Below are 17,942 nucleotides of genomic sequence, written 5' to 3'. Positions count from 1 at the left end.
TCAGGGACTCTATCGGTCTCCGTCGATGGTGGACAGATCTCCGACGCGGGTCAGCCGCGCGCCGACAGCAGGTGGGTCACCTCGGCCGGGCCGTCGGCCAGCGCCAGCGCCCGTTCCTCGGTGTCCCGGTCGGCGCCGGTCAGGCGGCCGGTGTGCTGGCGCAGGTGCTCGTCCCAGGTGGGCACCACGTACACCTCGACCATCCGGCCGGTCCGTTCGCCGTCGTGGAACAGGCCCCAGCGGACCGCGCCGGTACGCATACGGCTACGGCGTACCCCCTCCATGGCCTCGGCGAAGGCCTCCTCCCGGTCGGGGCTCACCGGATAGCTCGCGATCACCACCACCGGGCCGTCGTGACCGTCGGGATCCAGCTCGAGGTGCGGCTCCGGCCAGTAGACGGCCGGGTCCCGGTCCAGACCGGCGGTGTCCCGCAGCGGCCACCAGCGCAACGTCACCGCACCGGCCAGCATCATCACCACCGCCGTCAGATGGGCGGTGGCCAGGCCGGCCACGTCCGACAGCACACCCCAGGCCAGTGCGCCCGCCGCCTGCGCCCCGGCGAACACGATCTGATAGATGGCCAGACCACGGGCCCGGACCCAGTTCGGCAGGAACAACTGCATGGCCGCGTTCACGCTGGACAGCACCATCACCCAGGCCACTCCGGCCGGCAGTAGCACCACCACCACGACGGCCGGCACATGGCTGGTCGCCAGCACCGCCAGGATCCCGGCGAACAGCACACTCGCGATCAGCAGCAATCGGTTCAGCGACCAGCGCGACCGCAGCCGGGGCAGTAGCAGAGCCCCGGCCACCGCGCCCACCCCGACCGCGCCGAGCAGCACACCGTAGCCGCCCGAACCCAGACCCAGACCGCGGCTCGCGACCAGTGGCAGCAGCGCCCACAGTGCGCTGCCCGGGATCAGGAACAGGCCGGCTCGCAGCAGGATCCGCCGGACCACCGGAGAGTGCCGCACATATCGGCCACCCGCCCGGACCGCGGCGGCGAACCGCTCCGGCACGCCCGGCCCGCTGCCCGGCCCCGGCCGCCAGCGCCACAGGACCAGTGCGAACACGGCAAACGACAGGGTGTTCAGGCCGAACACGACGCCCGTTCCGGCCCGGGCGATCAGCAGGCCGGCGATCGCCGGGCCGACCGCGCGGGCCAGGTTCATGCTGATCGCGCCCAGCGCCGACGCCGACGCCAGCTGCGGGCGCGGAACCAGCTCCGGGATCACCGACTGCCAGGCCGGAGCGGTCACCGCCTGCCCGGCGCCGAGCACGAACGTCAGGGTCAGCAGCAAGGTCGGCGGCATGTGATCGAATACGGTCAGAGTGGTGAGCAGCGCGCCGACTCCGGTCAGGAACACCTGGACCGCGATCAGCAGCCGCCGCCGGTCGAAGATGTCGGCCAGCGCGCCGGCCGGCAGCGCCAGCAGCACGATCGGCAGGGTGCTGGCCGTCTGCACGACCGCGACCAGGGTGTCCGTCCCGGATTTCTCGACGAGCAGCCACTGCGCGCCGACGGTCTGCATCCAGGTCCCGATGTTGCTCGCCAGCAGGGCGAGCCACAGACTCCGGAACGCCGCCACCCGCAACGGCGCCCACGCCGACGATTCGACACTCACCCGAGGAGGGCTACCCCGGGCAGGCGTTCCCCTACCGTCAGATCCTCCGGCGGTACGGCCGTCGCCGGCCGTGCGGATGGGGTTCCGGCGGGCCGCAGTGAGGGTTCGCGGGGAGCTGGGCGGGTATCCCAGCGGTTCCGAGTGGAAGGGGCAGTCGTGGACGAGAAGCCGGGCACCGTTGCGGGCGCGAGCACCGATCAGCACGTCACCGGGGCCGACGAGACGGAGGACATGCCGGTGGACGCCGAGCCGACCGCGGACACGCCGTCGCACGGCGGCGCGAGCACGCCGGTCACCACCGTCCGTGCGCCCGATGAGCATGACTGATCGCCGGGTCACCGCGGGCGAGCTCGGGGCGTGGCTGATCAAGGGCAACGCCGACCGCGTCGATCTGGTCGGCCGTTCCTGACGAAACGGCAGTTCGCGGCGTTGCGCCGGGTGTTCGGGTGGTGAGCGGGCAACCAGCCCGGCGGCCGCGTCGCGGCCTTGACCGGGCGGATGGTCGCGCGGCGCGGGCGGGGCGGTCATGGTGCGGTCGAGGGCTTCTCCGATCGTACGATCACCGGGTCGGTACTGCATTTGCGGTAGTTTTCTCTCCTCTCGCGGGCGTTAAAGTGCGCCTATGCGGACGGCGAACTGGTTGATCGCGCTCGGGGTGACCGGTGCCCTGGTGGCCGCCGCCCTCGCCCAGCGGCACCCGCCGTCCGATCTGGACGTTCTCGGGTTCGCACTGGTGGTGGCGAGCGGGCTGGCCCTGGTCGCGCTGCGGAGGGCGCCGGGCGCGGTACTGGCCGTCACCGGGTTGTGCGTCGTCGGATACACGGCGGTGGGGTTCCCGGTGCCGGCGCTCGCGTTCCTGGTCGCCGTCTACGGCGGATTCCGGGCCGGGCGCCGGAGGGTGACGTTCGCGGCGGCCGCGCTGCTGCTGATCGCGCTGCCGGTGGCGATCCTGGCGTCGCCCGCCGAGCAGGCCGTCAAGGAGGCGTTCGCGCAGGCCCGTGGGGTGCTGGAGCTGGCCTGGGTGGTCGCCGCGGGATTCGCCGGGGAGGCGCTGCGGCAGGCCGAGCGGCGCGCTGACGAGGCGGAACGGACCCGGGAGGAGACCGCCCGGCTGCGGGCCACCCAGGAACGGCTGCACATCGCCCGGGAGTTGCACGATTCGCTCACCCACCAGATCTCGATCATCAAGGTGCAGTCCGAGGTGGCGGTGCACCTGGCACGCAAGCGGGGCGAGCAGGTGCCGGACTCGCTGCTGGCGATCCAGGCGGCGGGCCGGGCCGCGACAGGTGAGTTGCGGGCCACGCTGGCGACGTTGCGGCAGGCCGGTGATCCGCCGGCGCACGGGCTCGATCATCTGGCGGAGCTGCTGGCCGGGGCGGAGGGCATCGGGCTGCGGACCGAATTGACGATCGCCGGGGAGCGGGCCGACGTGCCCGACGCGGTGGGGCGGACGGCGTACCGGATCGTGCAGGAGTCACTGACCAACACGGCCCGCCACGGCGCCGCGTCGACCGCGACCGTCCACATCGACTACCGGCCGGACGCACTGGCCATCCGGGTCGACGACGACGGCACCGCGAAACCGGGTGTGACTCCGGTGCCCGGAGTCGGCCTGCAGGGCATGCGGGAACGGGTGACGGCGCTCGGTGGCCGGTTGCGGGCCGAGCCGCGCCGAGAGGGCGGCTTCACCGTTCAGGCCGAGCTGCCGCTGGAGCCGGTCCGTTGATCCGGGTACTGCTCGTCGACGACCAGCCACTGCTGCGCAGCGGGTTCCGGGCGCTGCTGGAGGCCGAGGACGACATCACCGTGGTCGCCGAGGCGGCCGACGGGAGACAAGGTGTCGACCTGGCCCGCATGCACCGGCCGGACCTGGCGCTCGTCGACATCCAGATGCCGGTGATGGACGGCATCGAGACCACCCGGCGGATCGCCGCGGACCCGGCCCTCGCCGGGGTCCGGGTGGTGATCCTCACCAACTACGGCGACGACGAACACGTCTTCCAGGCGTTGCGGGCGGGCGCGGCGGGCTTTCTGGTCAAGGACATCACCCCCGACGACTTCCTGCATTCGGTACGGGTGGCCGCCCGCGGTGACGCGCTGCTAGCCCCGTCGATCACCCGGAGACTGATCAGCCACTACGTGAACGAGCCACCCGGCGGCGGGGCGAACCGGTTCGTGGCCGAGCTGACCAACCGCGAGCGGGAGGCGGTCGTGCTGGTCGCGCGCGGCCTGTCCAACGGCGAGATCGCCACCCGCATGGTGATCAGCCCACTGACGGCCAAGACCCACGTGAACCGGGCGATGACCAAACTCCACGCCCGTGACCGGGCCCAACTGGTCGTCTTCGCCTACGAGTCGGGGCTGCTCAGCCCGCGTACCGGGAGTCACTGAGCCGGTGCCGGAACTCGGCCTGGGCGGTGCCGAACACCTCGTTGAGCCGGTTGATCTCGGCCTCGGTCGGCTCCCGCCGCAGATGCACGTCGATCTTGAAGTCGCCGTCGACGATCGCCACGTCCAGATGGTCCAGCAGGTCGGCCGGCAGTCGGGTGAGCACGAACTCGCGGAACGCGGCGGCGATCGTCTCCGGCATGTCGCCGCACCCGCAGGTACGGCCGTCCAACACGGCACCGAGATGACTCCGGCCGACGATGGCGTCCCGGTGCACCGGGTCCATCACGGCCAGCGCCTCCTCGAGGGTGTCGCGGGCTTCGTCGAGTCGGCCCTCGTGCTGCAGGAACAGGCCCAGCGCGACCCCGGCCCGGCCGACCGTCTCGTGGTCGGCGCCCCGGCGCGCCGTCTCCAGGGCCTCGGTCATCCGCTGCTCGGCGGGACCGGTCTGCCCGGCCTCCTTCAGCGCGAGTCCCCAGTTGCGCAGCACCTGGCTCGACACCTCGGGACGGTCGATCCGCCGCGCCCTCTCGTGCGCCGACTCGTACGTCCGCAGCGATCCGGCGGTGTCACCGGCGTCGTCCTGCGCCATGGCCAGTCCGAGTGCCGCCATCAGCGCCTCCTCCTGGCGGCCCTGCCTGTCGTAGGCGGCCAGCACCCGGCTGATCGTGTCGACCCGGCCGGACTCGTCGCCGATGTCGCGGCTCACGTTGGCCAGCGTCGACAGCGCGTTCACGGTGCCCTGGTGGTCCGGGCCGAGACGCTGTTCCATGGCCGCGGCCAGCTCGGTCAGCAGCCGCTTGCGGGCCGGGCCGTCCTCGATCGGAAGCCGGCCGGCGTCGGCGGCGATCTGCTCGACGATGTGGTCGGGCAACCGGTCCAGGCCGGCGAACGGCGGCTCACCGGTGTCGCCGGCCAGCACCACCGCCGCGCGCAGCGCCAGCGCCGAGGCGACCCGCTCGTGACCGTTGTTCCAGAAGTTCGCGACCGTCTCCTCGACGACCTGCCGGGCGCCGGGTACGTCGCCGCGTTCCAGTAGCACCGACGCCAGTGGTTCCAGGCCGAACGCGTACCCCGCGTGCTCCCGCCCGTAGAACGCCAGCCGCTCCTCGGCGCCCTTGCGCAGTTCGGCCTCGGATTCGTCGAGCCGCCCGGCCATCCGCAGCGCCAAGCCCACGTTGAGCCGATAGGTCAACCGGTCCTTGTGCGTCTCGTGGTCACGCGGCGCGACCGCGGCCGCCTGCCGGAAACACTCGATCGCCCGGCCCAGTTGGTCGGCCTGGAGCAGCACGTTGCCGAGGTCGCACTGCGCCGACGCCCATTCCGGGCTGCCGTGGCCGTGTCGGGCGGCGACCGCCTCGACCTCGCGGGTCACCAAGGTCTCGGCGTCGCCGAAGCGGCCCTCGCGGAGCAGCCCGAACGCCATGTCAGCCGGAGTCGTCACCGGCGCAGTCTAGGACCAGACGGAACGCACCGTGTCGGCAAGCGCCGCACCCTGTCGAAGTCCGGCCAGCACCGACGCCGGGCGGCGGGACGCGTCCATGAAGTTCGGGCCGAACGCGGTCAGTGTCTCCTGGTCCGGTTCGATGAGCAGGGTCTTGCCGGCGCCGGTCGACGCGATCTCCTCGACGATCCGGTCCCGGCCCAGCATCGCCAGCGGGGCGAGCACGACGAGACGTTGGCTGCCGGCGGCCAGGTCGGCCCCGGCACCCAGGCGCACCCCGCCGTCGATGTAGCGGCGGTCGCCGATGGTCACCGGCGGCATCAGACCGGGTACGGCACAGCTGGCCGCCACCGCCTGCAGCAGCGTCGCCCCCGAACCGGAGTCGAGCACCACGTCCCGCCCGTCGGCGGCGTCGACCACGACGATCCGAAGGTCCCGCTCCGGCCACTCGGTGCCCGGAAGGAGCTCGGCCATCCGGGTCAGGTAGGTGTTCTCGTCCAGCCCCACGGCCAGGGCCATCGCCCCGACCCGCGCGCGGGCCTCCCGTGCCGGGACCGACGGGTCGAGCAGCACCGCCATCGCGGTCAGCCACTCGCCGCCACGGCCCGGACCGGAGCCGGTGCGGGGCGGCTCGGCCGGCGCCGCCTGCTGCTGGGCCACCGCGGTCTCGACGTCGACGCCGGCGGCCAGCAGGGTGCCGACGACCGATCCGGCCGATGTGCCGATGATCGTGTCGGCGTCGCCGAGGCGCACACCGGCGCGCTGGAGGCCGCAGATCAGACCGAGATGCCACGCGATGCCGGTGACGCCGCCACCGCCGAGAACGAGAGTTCTGCTCACGAATCCGAACCGTATCGACCCGGCCCGCGGTCGGCAACGTGCAGCAGGCAGAACTCGTTGCCCTCCGGATCGGCCAGCACGGTGAAACCCTCGTCGCCGGTCTGACCCACGTCGACCGGGGTCGCGCCGAGCGCCAGCAGGCGGGCCACCTCGGCGTCCACGTCACCGTCGGCGACGACCAGGTCGGGATGGTTGCGGTTCTTGCCGGACTTGGGCGCGGTGGTCGGCTGGAGCCAGACGCTCAGCCCACCGGCGGGCGGCCACAGGTGGGCGTCGCCGTCGTCGCCGAAGTCGACCGTGTAGCCGAGCGCCGCCGACCAGAACTCGGCCTGCCGCGCGAGATCGTGCACGTCCAGCGTCCACTGGGTGAATCGGCTGGTCACAGACCCTCCTCGGTCGATAGTGGACGGTTGGCCGGCCCCTGCAGCACCTGGCCGTCGACGCCGAAGCGGGACCCGTGACAGGGGCACTCCCAGGCGGTCTCGGCGTCGTTGAACCGGACGATGCAGCCCAGGTGGGTGCAACGGGCGGACACCGCGTGGACCTTGCCGTCGTCGTCGCGGTAGACGGCGCACTGCCGCCCGCGCACCCGCACGACGGCTCCGGTGCCCGGATCGACGTCGTCGACCGAATCGGCGTGCGACGGGCGCAGCCGGTCACCGACGAAATGCGCGGCCACTCCGGCCCCCGACTTCAGCAGAGGTACGGCCTCCCGCACCGGATGCAGGCGGAGTGGGTCGTAGAGCCCGCTCCACTCCGGTTCGACGCCGGTGACCCGGGCGGCCAGCAGTTGCCCGGACATCACGCCGGTGCTCATGCCCCAGCCGCCGAACCCGGTCGCCACGTACACGTTGCGGGTGCCCGGGTGCAGCCGGCCGACGAACGGAACCCGGTCGGTGGTGGTGTTGTCCTGTGCCGCCCATCGATAGGCGAATTCGGTCACCCCGAACCGCTCCCGAGTCCACGCCGCCAGCCGCTCCCAGCGCTGGGTGACGTCGTCGTCGCCGGGGGTGAAGTGCTCGCCGGTGACGATCAGCAGGCGCTGCCCGTCGCGGTAGGGCGCCGTGCGTACCGACCGGGTGTCGTCGTCCGGGGTCAGGTAGACGCCGCCGAGATCGTCGCCGGCCGGGATCGGCGCGGCGACCACCAGTTCCCGCCGCGGTTCCAGACGGGCGAAGAGCAGCGCCCGGTCGAAGACCGGGTAGTGGGTGGCCACCACCACCTGCTCGGCGGTGATCGTGTGGCCGTTCTCGGTGGTGACCGTGCAGGGGTTGCCGTCGTCGAGCCCGGTCGCGCGGGTCCGTTCGAAGATCATCCCGCCGCGCCGGACCAGGTCCTCGGCCAGCGCCGACAGGTACTTACGCGGATGGAACTGGGCCTGATCCTCGATCCGGACCGCGCCCGCGACCGGAAACGGCAGCCCGGTCTCCGTGACGAACGAGGCGGCGAGTCCGGCCTGTGCCGCGGCGTCGGCTTCGGCCCGGATCCGGTCGATCTGGTCGATTGACTCGGTCCAGGTGAAGGCCGGCACCCGTTCCAGTTCGGAGTCGATGCCCAGCCGGGCGGTGACGGCGACGACTCGGTCGATGGCCTGCCGCTGCGAGCGTGCATAAAGTTCGGCGGTCGCTGGTCCATGGGTGTCGCGGAGGTCGCTGTAGATGAGGGTGTGCAGGGCGGACAGTTTGGCGGTGGTGTATCCGGTGACGCCGGCCGCGATCCGGTCCGACTCCACGAGCGCGACCCGCAGGCCGGCCTCGGTCAGCTCCCATGCGGCGGACAGTCCGGCGATGCCGCCGCCGATCACCACGACATCGGTCGCGGTGTCCGCGGCGAGCCGGGGATAGGATGTCCTCGATGTCGACTCCATCCACCAGGATTCCTCGGTGACCCAGGGTTGCTCTGTCATGGCCGTCGGCTACCCCGATGGCCGGGGACTATTCGGCCGCGTACAGCTGATTGACAGCGGTATCTAGGTTGTGCCCGTGAAGATCAGGTACCTCCTCCACAACGCGTACGGGGTCGGTGGCACGATCCGTACGGTCTTCAATCAGGCCAACGCGTTGTGCGCCACCCACGACGTCGAGATCGCCAGCGTGTACCGGACCGCGGAGACCCCGGCCTTCCCGCTCGATCCGCGGGTCCGGCTGGTCTCGGTCACCGGCCTGCGTAACGACGGCTCACGATGGACCGGCAAGCCGGATCGCCGCCGCCGGCTGCTGCGCCGGACCCGGATGCTGCCCAACCCGCTGCCGCACGGCAACGACTTCCGGTACAACAGGTGGGACCCGATGGTCGACCTGAAGATCATCCGGTACATGCGGGCGCAGCGGGACGGGATCCTGATCAGCACCCGGCCCGCGCTGAATCTGCTGTCCGCCTGGTTCGGCCCGCGTCGCCTGATCAGGATCGGTCAGGACCATATGAACTTCAGCAGCTACAAGCCGAACCTGCAGGCCCAGATCGTCCGCGCCTACCCCCGGCTCGACGCGGTGACCGTGCTGACCCACGCCGACCTGGAGTCGTACCGGGCGGCGGTCGGCGACACGGTCAACCTGACCCGCATCCCGAACGGCATCCCGCCCCGCGAGGCGGCGCCCGAGGGTGACCGGGCGAAGGTCGTGGTGGCGGCCGGTCGGCTGTTCCGGCAGAAGGGCTTCGACCTGCTGATCGAGGCATGGGTGCGGGTCCACGAACGACACCCGGACTGGCGGTTGCACATCTTCGGCGAGGGCAAGCTGCGCCCGAAGCTGGCCGAGCAGATCGCCGAGCACGGCCTCGGTGACGTGGTCAAACTCCGCGGGATGTCGCGCACCCTGGACGCCGAGTTCGCCAAGTCGTCGATCTTCGTGCTGTCCTCCCGCAAGGAGGGCCTGCCGATGGTGCTCCTCGAGGCGATGGGCACCGGCCTGCCGGTGGTGTCCTTCGACTGCCCGACCGGCCCGGCCGACGTGGTCCAGGACGAGGTGAACGGTCTGCTCATCCCGGCTGAGGACGTGCCCGGCCTGGCCGACGGGCTGTCCCGCATGATCGACAGCCCGGCCGATCGGGCGGCCTTCGGCGCGGCGGCCAAGGCGACCGCCGCCGGCTACGAGATGCCCGTCATCGCCGCCCAGTGGGACGACCTGTTCCAGCGAGTATCGAGGGAACTCGCCGCCAGGTAATCCGCCCCGACCGCGATCAGCGCCGAGCCCCGCCGGGGCCGGCGTTGATCTTTTTTGTGCCTTGGAACTTCTGCCGAATGGCGAAAGTTTCAGTTCGGGTTCCGGGCGCGTATACGAATTCACGCACTTGAATTCACCGATACATCTTCGTAACGTCACGGCCATCGCTCTCCCCGTCCCCAGGAAGGAGCTTCCCCCGTGACACAGCTCCGCACGAGAGCGACCATGATCGCGGTGTCCGTCCTCGGCGCCGCCGCGATCGTGTTCGCCGTTCCCACCACCGCCCACGCGGCCGTCGAGGACGACGGCGCCGACTGCCCGGTCGCCGGCTCACCCAACACCGGCACCGCCCAGCTCCCCGACCCGTTCACCCGCATCGACGGCACCCGCATCACCACCACAGGCGACTGGCGATGCCGCCGCGCCGAGATCCGCGAGATGGCCGAGCGTCATGTGTACGGCCAGAAACCCGCCCGTCCGTCCACCGTCACCGGCACCGTCAGCACGTCGTCGATCAACGTCAACGTCACCGATCAGGGCCGGACCGCGAGCTTCTCGGCGAGCGTCCAGCTGCCCACGACCGGCAGCGCGCCGTACCCCGCGGTCGTGGTCTTCGGAGGTTTCGGCGCCGACACCACCACCATCCGCAACGCCGGCGCCGCGGTGATCAGTTTCGACCCGCTCGCCGTCGGCAAGGAAGGCACCGGCCGGGCGAACAAGCAGGGCGCGTTCTACACGCTCTACGGCTCGAACAGCGGCACCGGCATCCTGATGGCCTGGGCCTGGGGCGTCAGCCGGATCATCGACGTCATCGAGCAGGCCGGCGGGTCGATCCTGCGCGCCGACTCGCTCGGTGTCACCGGCTGCTCCCGCTACGGCAAGGGCGCCTTCGCGGCCGGGGCCTTCGACCAACGGCTCGCCCTCACCATGCCGATCGAGTCGGGTACCGCGGGCGTACCCCTTCTGCGCGGTGTGCCGGGCGAATCCGGCGCCCAACCGCTGAGCAGCGCCTACAACGAGCAGCCGTGGCTCGGTGACGCGTTCAGCTCCTACACCGGCAACCCGAACAGCCTGCCCGTCGACACCCACGAACTCGTCGGGCTGGTCGCGCCGCGTGGACTGTTCATCATGGAGAACCCGCACGTCGACTGGCTCGCCGCCCGATCCGGCAGCGTGGCCGCGCTCGGCGGGGCGGAGATCTACAAGGCCCTCGGCGTCGGCGGCAACATCAGCTACTGGTCCGACGTCAGCGACGGCACCCACTGCGCCTCCCGCAGCGAATGGCGCGGCCCGCTCCAGGAGAACATCCAGAAGTTCCTTCTCAAGACCGGGAGCAGCACGGGTACGTTCCGGATCTCGAGCCGCAAGCAGGGCGACCTGTCGCAGTGGCGCTCGTGGTCGACCCCGAACCTGAGCGGAGGCCCGACGTCACCGCCGACGTCCTCGCCGCCGCCGTCTTCGGGAGGTTGCTCCGCCACCATCACCCCGGGAACCGTCTGGGGTGACCGCTACAACACGTCCGTCACGGTGTCCGGCAGTACCGGCTGGACGGTGACCGTCGCCGTCACCGCACCGCAGCAGGTCACCACCACCTGGAGCGGCAGCTTCACGTCGAGCGGAAGCACGCTGACCGTCCGCCCCAACGGCAGCGGCAACACGTTCGGCTTCACGACGATGATGAACGGGAACAGCTCCGCCCGCCCGCGCATCGTCTCCTGCATTACCGGGTAGAGGGGGCCGGTGCGGCCGGGTGATCCCCGGCCGCACCGGCGTATACCTACGGCAGGACGAGCTCACCCTGATTCAAGACCCGGGGATGGAAGTACGCCGCCTGGATCTCGGCGTTGCTGTTGCCGCCGCGCAACTGCTCAGACCACACCATGAAGTACGCCCACCGCGTCTGGCTCGTCAGCAGCGCGGCGTTCGGCACCTTGCCCATCTCGGCGATCGCGATCGGCTTGCCCGCCGCGATCGTCTGCATCTGCTGGTAGTCGCCGGCCGACGGGTGACCCTTGTACCAGACGTCGAGCGACACCACATCGACGTAACTCGCACCCGGGTAGTAGCCCGACCATCCGCCCGCCGGGTTGTCCTGCACGTTCCACACCCAGATCAGGTTGGTCAGGCCCTGGCTGTCGAAGTAGTCCTTCATCTGCTGGTAGATCTTCGCGCCGCCGTTCGCGCCGGACCGGCCGCCCCACCAGTTCCACGTCTCGTTCATCTCGTGGAACGGGCGCCACAGCACCGGCACCCCGGCGTCGCGCAGTTGCCGCAGATAGGGCACGACCTCGGCCATCCGGCTGCGCCACGTCTGGTTGAGCGCGGTGCCGCCGGTGACGATCTGCTGGAACTGGGCGTTCGAGATCTGCGTCTTCACACCACCCTCGAACTCGCATGTCCGACCCACGGTCGGCGAACAGGCGTGCCACGTCAGCGCCACCAGCGAACCGTTGGCCCACTCCTGTCTGGCCTGGTCCACGACGCGCTGGCGGTTGCCGACGTCGTCGGCACGGAACATCATGTCGCCGCCCCAGAGGCCCGGCCACTGTCCGGTGACGTCGTACACCTGCTTGGTGTACTGGCCGGGGGAACTCGCCGGTTCCTTGTTGTGCTGACCGGAGACGATCTTGTTGCCGGTGATCGACCGCAGATAGTTGAGGACGGTGGTCTTACTCGTCGCCGGGAAGGCGGTTGCGGGGACGGGGAGCAGGGCGGCGCCGAGCAGCAGCGCCGCACCGATCGCCAGGGGGACTCGCACGGGGTGTTACCTCCTTCTTCCAGTCGTGCTTCCTTCGGTCGTGCTTCTTTCGGTCGTGCCGTACTTCTTCTTTCAGTCGTGCCGGAGCGCCGACCAGAGATCGGTCAGCACCCACGGCGCCTTGATCGAGCCCGGGTCGAGCTCGACCCGGGCCCGCACGGCGAAGACGGTGGACTCGCCGGGCAGCAGAGTGGTGAAGCCGCGATCGACGACGGCTTCCGGATGGATGCGATCGGGTTGCAGCAGCACATCCCGGGCCAGGCCGGTGGCATGCACCTGAACGTCCAGCCCACCGGGAACGACCTCAGCCGAGACGGTCAGCCCGGGATCCCCGCCGAACACCATGTCCGCGGTGACCTGCCTCGCGGCATCGGACCGAGCCTCGTCGGCGAACCAGAGCGCTCGGGTTCCGTCCATCTCGGCGACGATCGGACCGCCGCCGTTCGGCGCCGGGTCTCCCTCGCCGTCGACCCTCGCCGCATCGCCGCTGATGTCGGCCGGCACCGGAATCAGGGCGACCGAGCGCGGCGGTGCGGAGACCTCGACGTCGGCCTCGTTGATCTGGAGGATGCCGGTCCACGGGTGCGGGGAGTCGTTGAGGACCGCCACGACCAGGCCGCCGTCGCGGGGCTGAATGGTGAGGGCGCGCTCGGCGTACATCTCGCGGAGCGCGAAGTACAACGGCTTGTACCGGCCCGCGCCGTCGATCGCCGCCCACGACGTGACCGGCCACAGGTCGTTGAGCTGCCACAGAATGGTCCCGGCGGTGTGCGGCCAGAACGAACGCCAATGCTCGATTCCGGTACGCACGGCCCGCACCTGATTCAGCTGGGTCAGATAGTGCCAGACCTCCACCGTGGACGGCGCCGGAAAGTGCGGGGCCAGACCGCGCGCGAGCTTGCCGTTGCCGTCCTCGGCCTTCTGGTGGTGCAGTACTCCCGGCGAGTCCGGCCGGATCGGCTCGTCGGAGACCGCGTCGCGCAGCGTGCGCCACGCCGGCGGTCCCTGCCACCCGAACTCGGCCACGAACCGCGGCGCGCTGTCGCGATAGTGCAGGTAGTCCTGACGGTTCCAGACCTCCCACGAGTGGAACGTCTGATGCGCCGGATCGTTCGGCTCGTGCTCCCAGGACCCGGACCACGGGCTGCCTGCCTGGTAGGGCCGCGACGGATCCAACTCGGACAGCAGGTCCGGCAGTAGCGACAAGTAATAGGCCTCGCCCCAGCTCCGGTCACCGCCCGGGTCGTCGGTCCAGCCGTGTGCGCCGCGCAGCCACAGGTTCTCGTTGTTGCCGTTCCAGGTGATCAGGCTCGGATGCGGGGACAGGCGGAGCACGTTGTCACGTGCCTCGGCGAGGACCTCCGACCGGATCGGCTCCTCTTCCGGATAGCAGGCACAGGCGAACAGGAAGTCCTGCCAGACCATCAACCCGAGCCGGTCGCACAGTTCGTAGAAGTCGCGGTCCTCATAGATGCCGCCACCCCAGACCCGGATCAGGTTGACCCCGGCCGCGACCGCTTCACGGAGCCGCAGTTCATAGCGTTCCCGTGTCATGCGGGACGGGAAGATGTCGTCCGGGATCCAGTTGACACCCTTGATCAGCACGGGCGCACCGTTGACGTGAACGACGAACCGCGTACCCGCCTCATCTTGACTGGAATCAATGTTGACGCTGCGGAATCCCGTCAACTGTTGATAGCGGTCAAGCTCAGTGCCGTCGTCAACATCAGTCAATATGACCGTCAACATGTACAGGGCGGGCTCGCCGTGGCCGACCGGACTCCACGGCGTCACACCAGGCACATCGACCCGCGCATGCAGGTTGTTCTGCCCGGCCGGAACGTCCACCACCGCGATCTCGCGGTCGTCCACCAGGACGCGCGCCCGTAGCGGCCGATCCCGGGTGCGCTCGATGTCGGCCGTCAGGTCGAGCCGGCCGACACCACCGCTGTAGGTGGCGAGCGGCCGAACCGTAGCGAGCCGCGCGATGCTCCATCCGTCAAGGTGGACCCCGCGCCAGATGCCCGCGGTGACGAGCGTCGGCCCCCAGTCCCAGCCGAAGCTGCACGCCATCTTGCGGATGAACTGAAACGGCTCCGGATACGCGTTGGGCCTCGGCCCGACCAGTTCCCGCACCCGCTCCGCCTCGGTATAGGCCGAGGTGAAGTGCACACTCAGCATCCGCTCGCCGCCCGCGTCGTCACCGCCCGCCGCGGCGGGGACTGCGGTGTTTTGGGCGGGTTTCGGCCTTTTCAGGGCCTCGGTCACGTTGAAGCGGTAGGAGCGGTGCATGTTTCGGGTCTCGCCGACCAGGTGGCCGTCGATCTCGATGCGGGCGACCGTGTCCAGGCCGTCGAAGACGAGGTCGATCTGGTCGTGGGCGGGGCCGTCCCAGCTGATCGGGCGGCTGTAGGTCCAGTCGGTGCGACCTACCCAGGCGACCTTCAACTCGTTGTCGTCGAGGAACGGGTCCGGGATCAAGCCGGCGGCGAGCAGGTCGGTGTGCACACACCCGGGCACGACCGCCGGAATGTCCAGGAAAGCCGAGGTGTCCATGGTGGACGCCGGGATGTTCGGGCTGGTGGGGCGCAGGGTCCACGTACCGCTGAGGGATTTGATCATTTGGTTGCTCCCGCGGTGATGCCGTTGTAGATGAGCCGCTGCAGCAGCAGGAAGATCACGACCGTGGGGAGGATGACGATCATGGTGCAGGCGGCGATGGTCTCCCACTGCGCTCCGTATGGGCCCTTGAAGCGGAACAGGGCCGTGGAGATGACTCCCAGATCGGGGGAGCGCAGATACAGGAACGGGATGTAGAACTCGTTGTAGATCGCTATTCCCTTGATGATGGCCACCGTGGCGATGGCCGGTTTCATCAGTGGCAGCACGATCCGTCGGTAGACGGTGAAGCGGGACGCGCCGTCGATCATCGCGGCCTGGTCGAGGCTCGGCGGAATGGACTGCATGAACTGCAGGAAGATGTAGACCGAGATGATGTCGGTGCCGAGGAACAGCACGATCGCCGAACCGGAGGTGTTGACCAGGCCCATCGATTTGACGATCTGGTATGTCGCGACCTGTGTGGTCACCCCGGGAACGAGCGCGGCCACCAGGAACGAACCGAGAACGAGACGCTTGAACGGGAATTCGAACCGGTTGATGGCGTAGGCGGCGAGGGTTCCGACCAGGATCGTCCCGGTCAACGAGACGGCCAGGATGACCGTGGTGTTCCAGAACCCGAGCAGCATCCGCCCCTCCGACCAGGCGGTGGCGAAATTGTCGAAGTTGAGCCAGTTCGACGGTGGGGTGAGTGGCCCGGTCGCGCTGTATTCGGCGTGGGTCTTGAACGCCGCGAAGAACAGCACGGTCAGCGGTAGCAGCACTACCACCGACATGGCCACCAGGGACAGGTATTTGGCGAACGCCTTCACGTCAGCTGCACCTCCTCGTCGGGGACGAGCCGGCGCTGCACCCACGTCACGATCAGGACGACGATCAGCAGCACCACGGCCATCGCCGACGCGAGACCGATCTGCCGGAACTGGAACGCGGTCTCGTAGGCCTGGACGACGAACGTGCGGGTGCCGTTCGCGCCGCCGGTCATGATGAACGGGATCTCGAAGACCGACAGGCTGCCGGAGATCGCGAGAATGAACGAGAGGCTGATGATCCGGCGGATCCCGGGCACGATGATGTGCCGGAACTGGTGCCACCGCCCGGCCCCGTCGATTTCCGCGGCCTCGTAGACCTCGCCGGGAATCGACTGGATCGCCCCGAGGAAGAGCACGAAACTCAGGCCGGTGAATCGCCACACCGAGGTGCCGGCCAGCGAGATGTTCGCGACGTCCGGGTCGCCCAGCCAGAACCGGGTGTGCTCGCCGAGACCGATTCCGCCCAGAACCGTGTCGAGCGTTCCGCCGGGCTGGAAGAGATAGAGGAAGACGAAACCAACCGCGACCCCGTTGAGCAGGTACGGGAAGAACAGGATCCCTTTGAACAGGTTCCGGAAGCGGGTCTCGAAGGACAGGATGACCGCGAAGTACAGGGCGATCGCGATCTGCACGAACGAGGCGGCGAAGTAGTAGCCGCTGACCAGGAAGACCCGCCAGTATCGTTCGTCGGTGAACACCCGCACGTAGTTGTCGAGCCCGGCCGGTTCCATGGTGACGTCCAGGCCGTCCCACGAGGTGAAGCTGTAGAGCAGCATGTTGCCGACCGGCACGTAGGTGAAGGTGATCAGCAGCCCGAGCGCCGGGAGCAGATAGAGCCACGGCATCCAGCGGCGTTGCCCGAGTGTCACTTCATGACCTGCGACTGTGCCTCGCTCCACCGCTTGTTCAGTTCGGCGAAGTAGGAGTCCTTGTCACCGTCGGCGGCGCCGCGTGCGATGTCGACGAGTTTCTGCCGGTAGATGTTCCCGGTCAGGTCGATCTCGGAGGACTTCATGATCTGGTCCTCCTTGCCGCTGTTGGTGGTGGCGGCCGGAAGCTCCATCAATTCGACACCGGTGGCCTGGAAGTCCTTGAGCGCGGCGGGCAGTTCCTGGTCGACGGCCGGGGGAATGGACTGCTGGTCGGCGGCGAACCCGGATTCGGTGACGAACCATTCCAGCCAGGCTTTGGCGGTCGCCTTGTTCCTACTGGTCTTGCTGACGGCGCCCTTGTAGTCGCCTTCGATGCGGGCGTGGAACTTCCCGTCGGTCTGATAGGGGAACGGCCAGAACACGATGTCGGCCGGATCCGAACCGGCGGCCTTGGCGGCGTCCCGCATCTGCGGTAGGGCCCACGAGCCGAGCAGCATCGAGGCGACCTTGCCGGTGCCGAGCATCGGTTTGGACCCTTCCCAGTTGGTGGTGAGCGGATCCGGTTCGCTGAGCTTGCCGTGCACGATGTCGAACAGCAGCCCGTCGGTGATGTGCTGGATCTTCCCGGGCTGCCACGGATTCGGGTCCGCCGGGAACGTCTCGTTGGCGTCGGCCTTCCCGAGAACGGCGCGCTGGCTGTTCCAGAAACTGAGCGGCCAGCCGTCCTTGTAGTTGGTGTAGAACGGGATGGCGTCGGTCTTCTCGTCGACGGCTTTCAGGCCGGCCAGGAACTCGTCGGGCGTCTTCGGCGGCGCGGTGATTCCGGCCTGCGCCCAGATCCGCTTGTTGACCACGAAACCGTTGGCGACACCGCCGAGGGACAACCCGTAGACCTTGCCGTCGTACGCCTTCTCGTCGGCGAATCGATACTCGGCGCGGATCTCGTCGATCGTGCCGAGCGGTTCGAAGAACTGTCCGAGTTGGTCGACGGCGACGGTGTTGGGAATGAGTAGCACGTCGCCGTATTCGCCGGAGCTGAGCTGGGTGGTGACGTCGCCCTCGTAGTTGGTGACCGGCTCGAAGGTCACTTTCGTTCCGGGGTACTCGGCCTGGAATTTCTTCGCGTACTCGGGCAGGGCGGTGGTGGCCAGGTCGGTGCGGTTGGTCAGCACCGTGATGTCCCCGGTGATCTGGCCGGAGAAGTCGGCCGGCCCCGGTTCGGACGCGCCGCCGGTGCAGCCGGTGGCCAGCGCCAGCACGGCCGCCGCACCGAACCCGAGGAATCGCCTTCTATCAGTCATCGCGCTCATCCGTTCGTCATCTGATCGACCCGAGCGGATGTGACGGCCGCCCGTTGAGGGCACAGCTTGGTGCCCCTGTTGCGGCCACGTCAAGGTTAAATTAATAATTTATGTAGTCG

Annotated in this window: 15 protein-coding genes; 5 read left to right on the top strand and 10 right to left on the bottom strand. The window is 69.3% G+C overall.

Going from position 1 to position 17,942, the window contains the following annotated elements:
- Positions 1 to 50 precede the first annotated feature (50 nt).
- On the bottom strand, positions 51 to 1,628 hold the full coding sequence (locus tag Q0Z83_RS24905) for an MFS transporter (RefSeq protein WP_317796400.1): 1,578 nt from the start codon (positions 1,626 to 1,628) through the stop codon (positions 51 to 53).
- Positions 1,629 to 1,784: 156 nt separating this feature from the next.
- On the opposite strand from Q0Z83_RS24905, the gene Q0Z83_RS24900 reads away from it, so the two are divergent.
- The 3 genes from Q0Z83_RS24900 to Q0Z83_RS24890 all read left to right on the top strand — a co-directional run bounded on the left by Q0Z83_RS24900 (position 1,785) and on the right by Q0Z83_RS24890 (position 4,019).
- Positions 1,785 to 1,955 carry a hypothetical protein gene (locus Q0Z83_RS24900; protein ID WP_317796399.1) on the top strand — a complete coding sequence of 57 codons (171 nt, stop codon included), beginning with the start codon at positions 1,785 to 1,787 and terminating at the stop codon, positions 1,953 to 1,955.
- A 295-nt stretch (positions 1,956 to 2,250) separates the two neighbouring features.
- A complete protein-coding gene (locus Q0Z83_RS24895) occupies positions 2,251 to 3,354 on the top strand; it encodes a sensor histidine kinase (protein ID WP_317796398.1) in 1,104 nt (367 codons plus the stop codon).
- Positions 3,351 to 4,019 carry a response regulator gene (locus Q0Z83_RS24890; RefSeq protein ID WP_317796397.1) on the top strand — a complete coding sequence of 223 codons (669 nt, stop codon included), beginning with the start codon at positions 3,351 to 3,353 and terminating at the stop codon, positions 4,017 to 4,019. Before Q0Z83_RS24895 ends, Q0Z83_RS24890 begins: the two co-directional genes overlap by 4 nt.
- On the opposite strand, the gene Q0Z83_RS24885 is transcribed toward Q0Z83_RS24890, so the two are convergent.
- Genes Q0Z83_RS24885 through Q0Z83_RS24870 form a run of 4 tightly spaced genes read right to left on the bottom strand, consistent with a single transcriptional unit; the run spans position 3,994 to position 8,206 of the window.
- Complete coding sequence (locus Q0Z83_RS24885; RefSeq protein WP_317796396.1) at positions 3,994 to 5,460, bottom strand: tetratricopeptide repeat protein; 1,467 nt, start codon at positions 5,458 to 5,460, stop codon at positions 3,994 to 3,996. The two genes, Q0Z83_RS24890 and Q0Z83_RS24885, sit on opposite strands and share 26 nt — an antisense overlap.
- A gap of 9 nt (positions 5,461 to 5,469) precedes the next feature.
- The gene (locus tag Q0Z83_RS24880; protein WP_317796395.1) at positions 5,470 to 6,300 is read right to left on the bottom strand and encodes a patatin-like phospholipase family protein; all 831 of its coding nucleotides are present in this window, start codon (positions 6,298 to 6,300) and stop codon (positions 5,470 to 5,472) included.
- Complete coding sequence (locus Q0Z83_RS24875; RefSeq protein WP_317796394.1) at positions 6,297 to 6,683, bottom strand: VOC family protein; 387 nt, start codon at positions 6,681 to 6,683, stop codon at positions 6,297 to 6,299. The genes Q0Z83_RS24880 and Q0Z83_RS24875 overlap by 4 nt, the downstream gene beginning before the upstream one ends.
- Complete coding sequence (locus Q0Z83_RS24870; protein WP_317796392.1) at positions 6,680 to 8,206, bottom strand: FAD-dependent oxidoreductase; 1,527 nt, start codon at positions 8,204 to 8,206, stop codon at positions 6,680 to 6,682. The genes Q0Z83_RS24875 and Q0Z83_RS24870 overlap by 4 nt, the downstream gene beginning before the upstream one ends.
- Positions 8,207 to 8,282: 76 nt before the next feature.
- On the opposite strand from Q0Z83_RS24870, the gene Q0Z83_RS24865 reads away from it, so the two are divergent.
- Both Q0Z83_RS24865 and Q0Z83_RS24860 read left to right on the top strand, forming a co-directional pair.
- Positions 8,283 to 9,461 (top strand): glycosyltransferase family 4 protein, encoded by a 1,179-nt coding sequence (locus Q0Z83_RS24865; protein WP_317796391.1) that lies wholly within the window; start codon positions 8,283 to 8,285, stop codon positions 9,459 to 9,461.
- 198 nt (positions 9,462 to 9,659) lie between these two features.
- The gene (locus Q0Z83_RS24860) at positions 9,660 to 11,192 is read left to right on the top strand and encodes a glucuronyl esterase domain-containing protein (RefSeq protein WP_317796390.1); all 1,533 of its coding nucleotides are present in this window, start codon (positions 9,660 to 9,662) and stop codon (positions 11,190 to 11,192) included.
- 46 nt (positions 11,193 to 11,238) lie between these two features.
- On the opposite strand, the gene Q0Z83_RS24855 is transcribed toward Q0Z83_RS24860, so the two are convergent.
- From Q0Z83_RS24855 to Q0Z83_RS24835, 5 genes are all read right to left on the bottom strand, one after another.
- Complete coding sequence (locus Q0Z83_RS24855; protein WP_317796389.1) at positions 11,239 to 12,219, bottom strand: glycosyl hydrolase; 981 nt, start codon at positions 12,217 to 12,219, stop codon at positions 11,239 to 11,241.
- 72 nt (positions 12,220 to 12,291) lie between these two features.
- Positions 12,292 to 14,841 carry a glycoside hydrolase family 2 protein gene (locus Q0Z83_RS24850; protein WP_317796388.1) on the bottom strand — a complete coding sequence of 850 codons (2,550 nt, stop codon included), beginning with the start codon at positions 14,839 to 14,841 and terminating at the stop codon, positions 12,292 to 12,294.
- A complete protein-coding gene (locus Q0Z83_RS24845) occupies positions 14,838 to 15,650 on the bottom strand; it encodes a carbohydrate ABC transporter permease (protein WP_317796387.1) in 813 nt (270 codons plus the stop codon). The genes Q0Z83_RS24850 and Q0Z83_RS24845 overlap by 4 nt, the downstream gene beginning before the upstream one ends.
- The gene (locus Q0Z83_RS24840; protein WP_317796386.1) at positions 15,647 to 16,519 is read right to left on the bottom strand and encodes a carbohydrate ABC transporter permease; all 873 of its coding nucleotides are present in this window, start codon (positions 16,517 to 16,519) and stop codon (positions 15,647 to 15,649) included. Before Q0Z83_RS24840 ends, Q0Z83_RS24845 begins: the two co-directional genes overlap by 4 nt.
- Positions 16,516 to 17,823, bottom strand: coding sequence for an ABC transporter substrate-binding protein (locus Q0Z83_RS24835; protein WP_317796385.1), 1,308 nt, complete (start codon positions 17,821 to 17,823; stop codon positions 16,516 to 16,518). Before Q0Z83_RS24835 ends, Q0Z83_RS24840 begins: the two co-directional genes overlap by 4 nt.
- Positions 17,824 to 17,942: the final 119 nt, after the last annotated feature.

The sequence above is a fragment of the Actinoplanes sichuanensis genome, from assembly GCF_033097365.1.
GTDB classification, from domain to species: domain Bacteria; phylum Actinomycetota; class Actinomycetes; order Mycobacteriales; family Micromonosporaceae; genus Actinoplanes; species Actinoplanes sichuanensis.
Note: the sequence above shows the minus strand (reverse complement) of the source record. Positions and strands in the feature narration are given on the sequence as shown.

Bases quoted from the DNA above. Each gene is read 5' to 3' on its own strand.
- Q0Z83_RS24835 (WP_317796385.1), bottom strand. From the start codon at position 17,823: ATGACTGATAGAAGGCGATTCCTCGGGTTCGGTGCGGCGGCCGTGCTG.
- Q0Z83_RS24870 (WP_317796392.1), bottom strand. From the start codon at position 8,206: ATGACAGAGCAACCCTGGGTCACCGAGGAATCCTGGTGGATGGAGTCG.
- Q0Z83_RS24895 (WP_317796398.1), top strand. From the start codon at position 2,251: ATGCGGACGGCGAACTGGTTGATCGCGCTCGGGGTGACCGGTGCCCTG.
- Q0Z83_RS24850 (WP_317796388.1), bottom strand. From the start codon at position 14,841: ATGATCAAATCCCTCAGCGGTACGTGGACCCTGCGCCCCACCAGCCCG.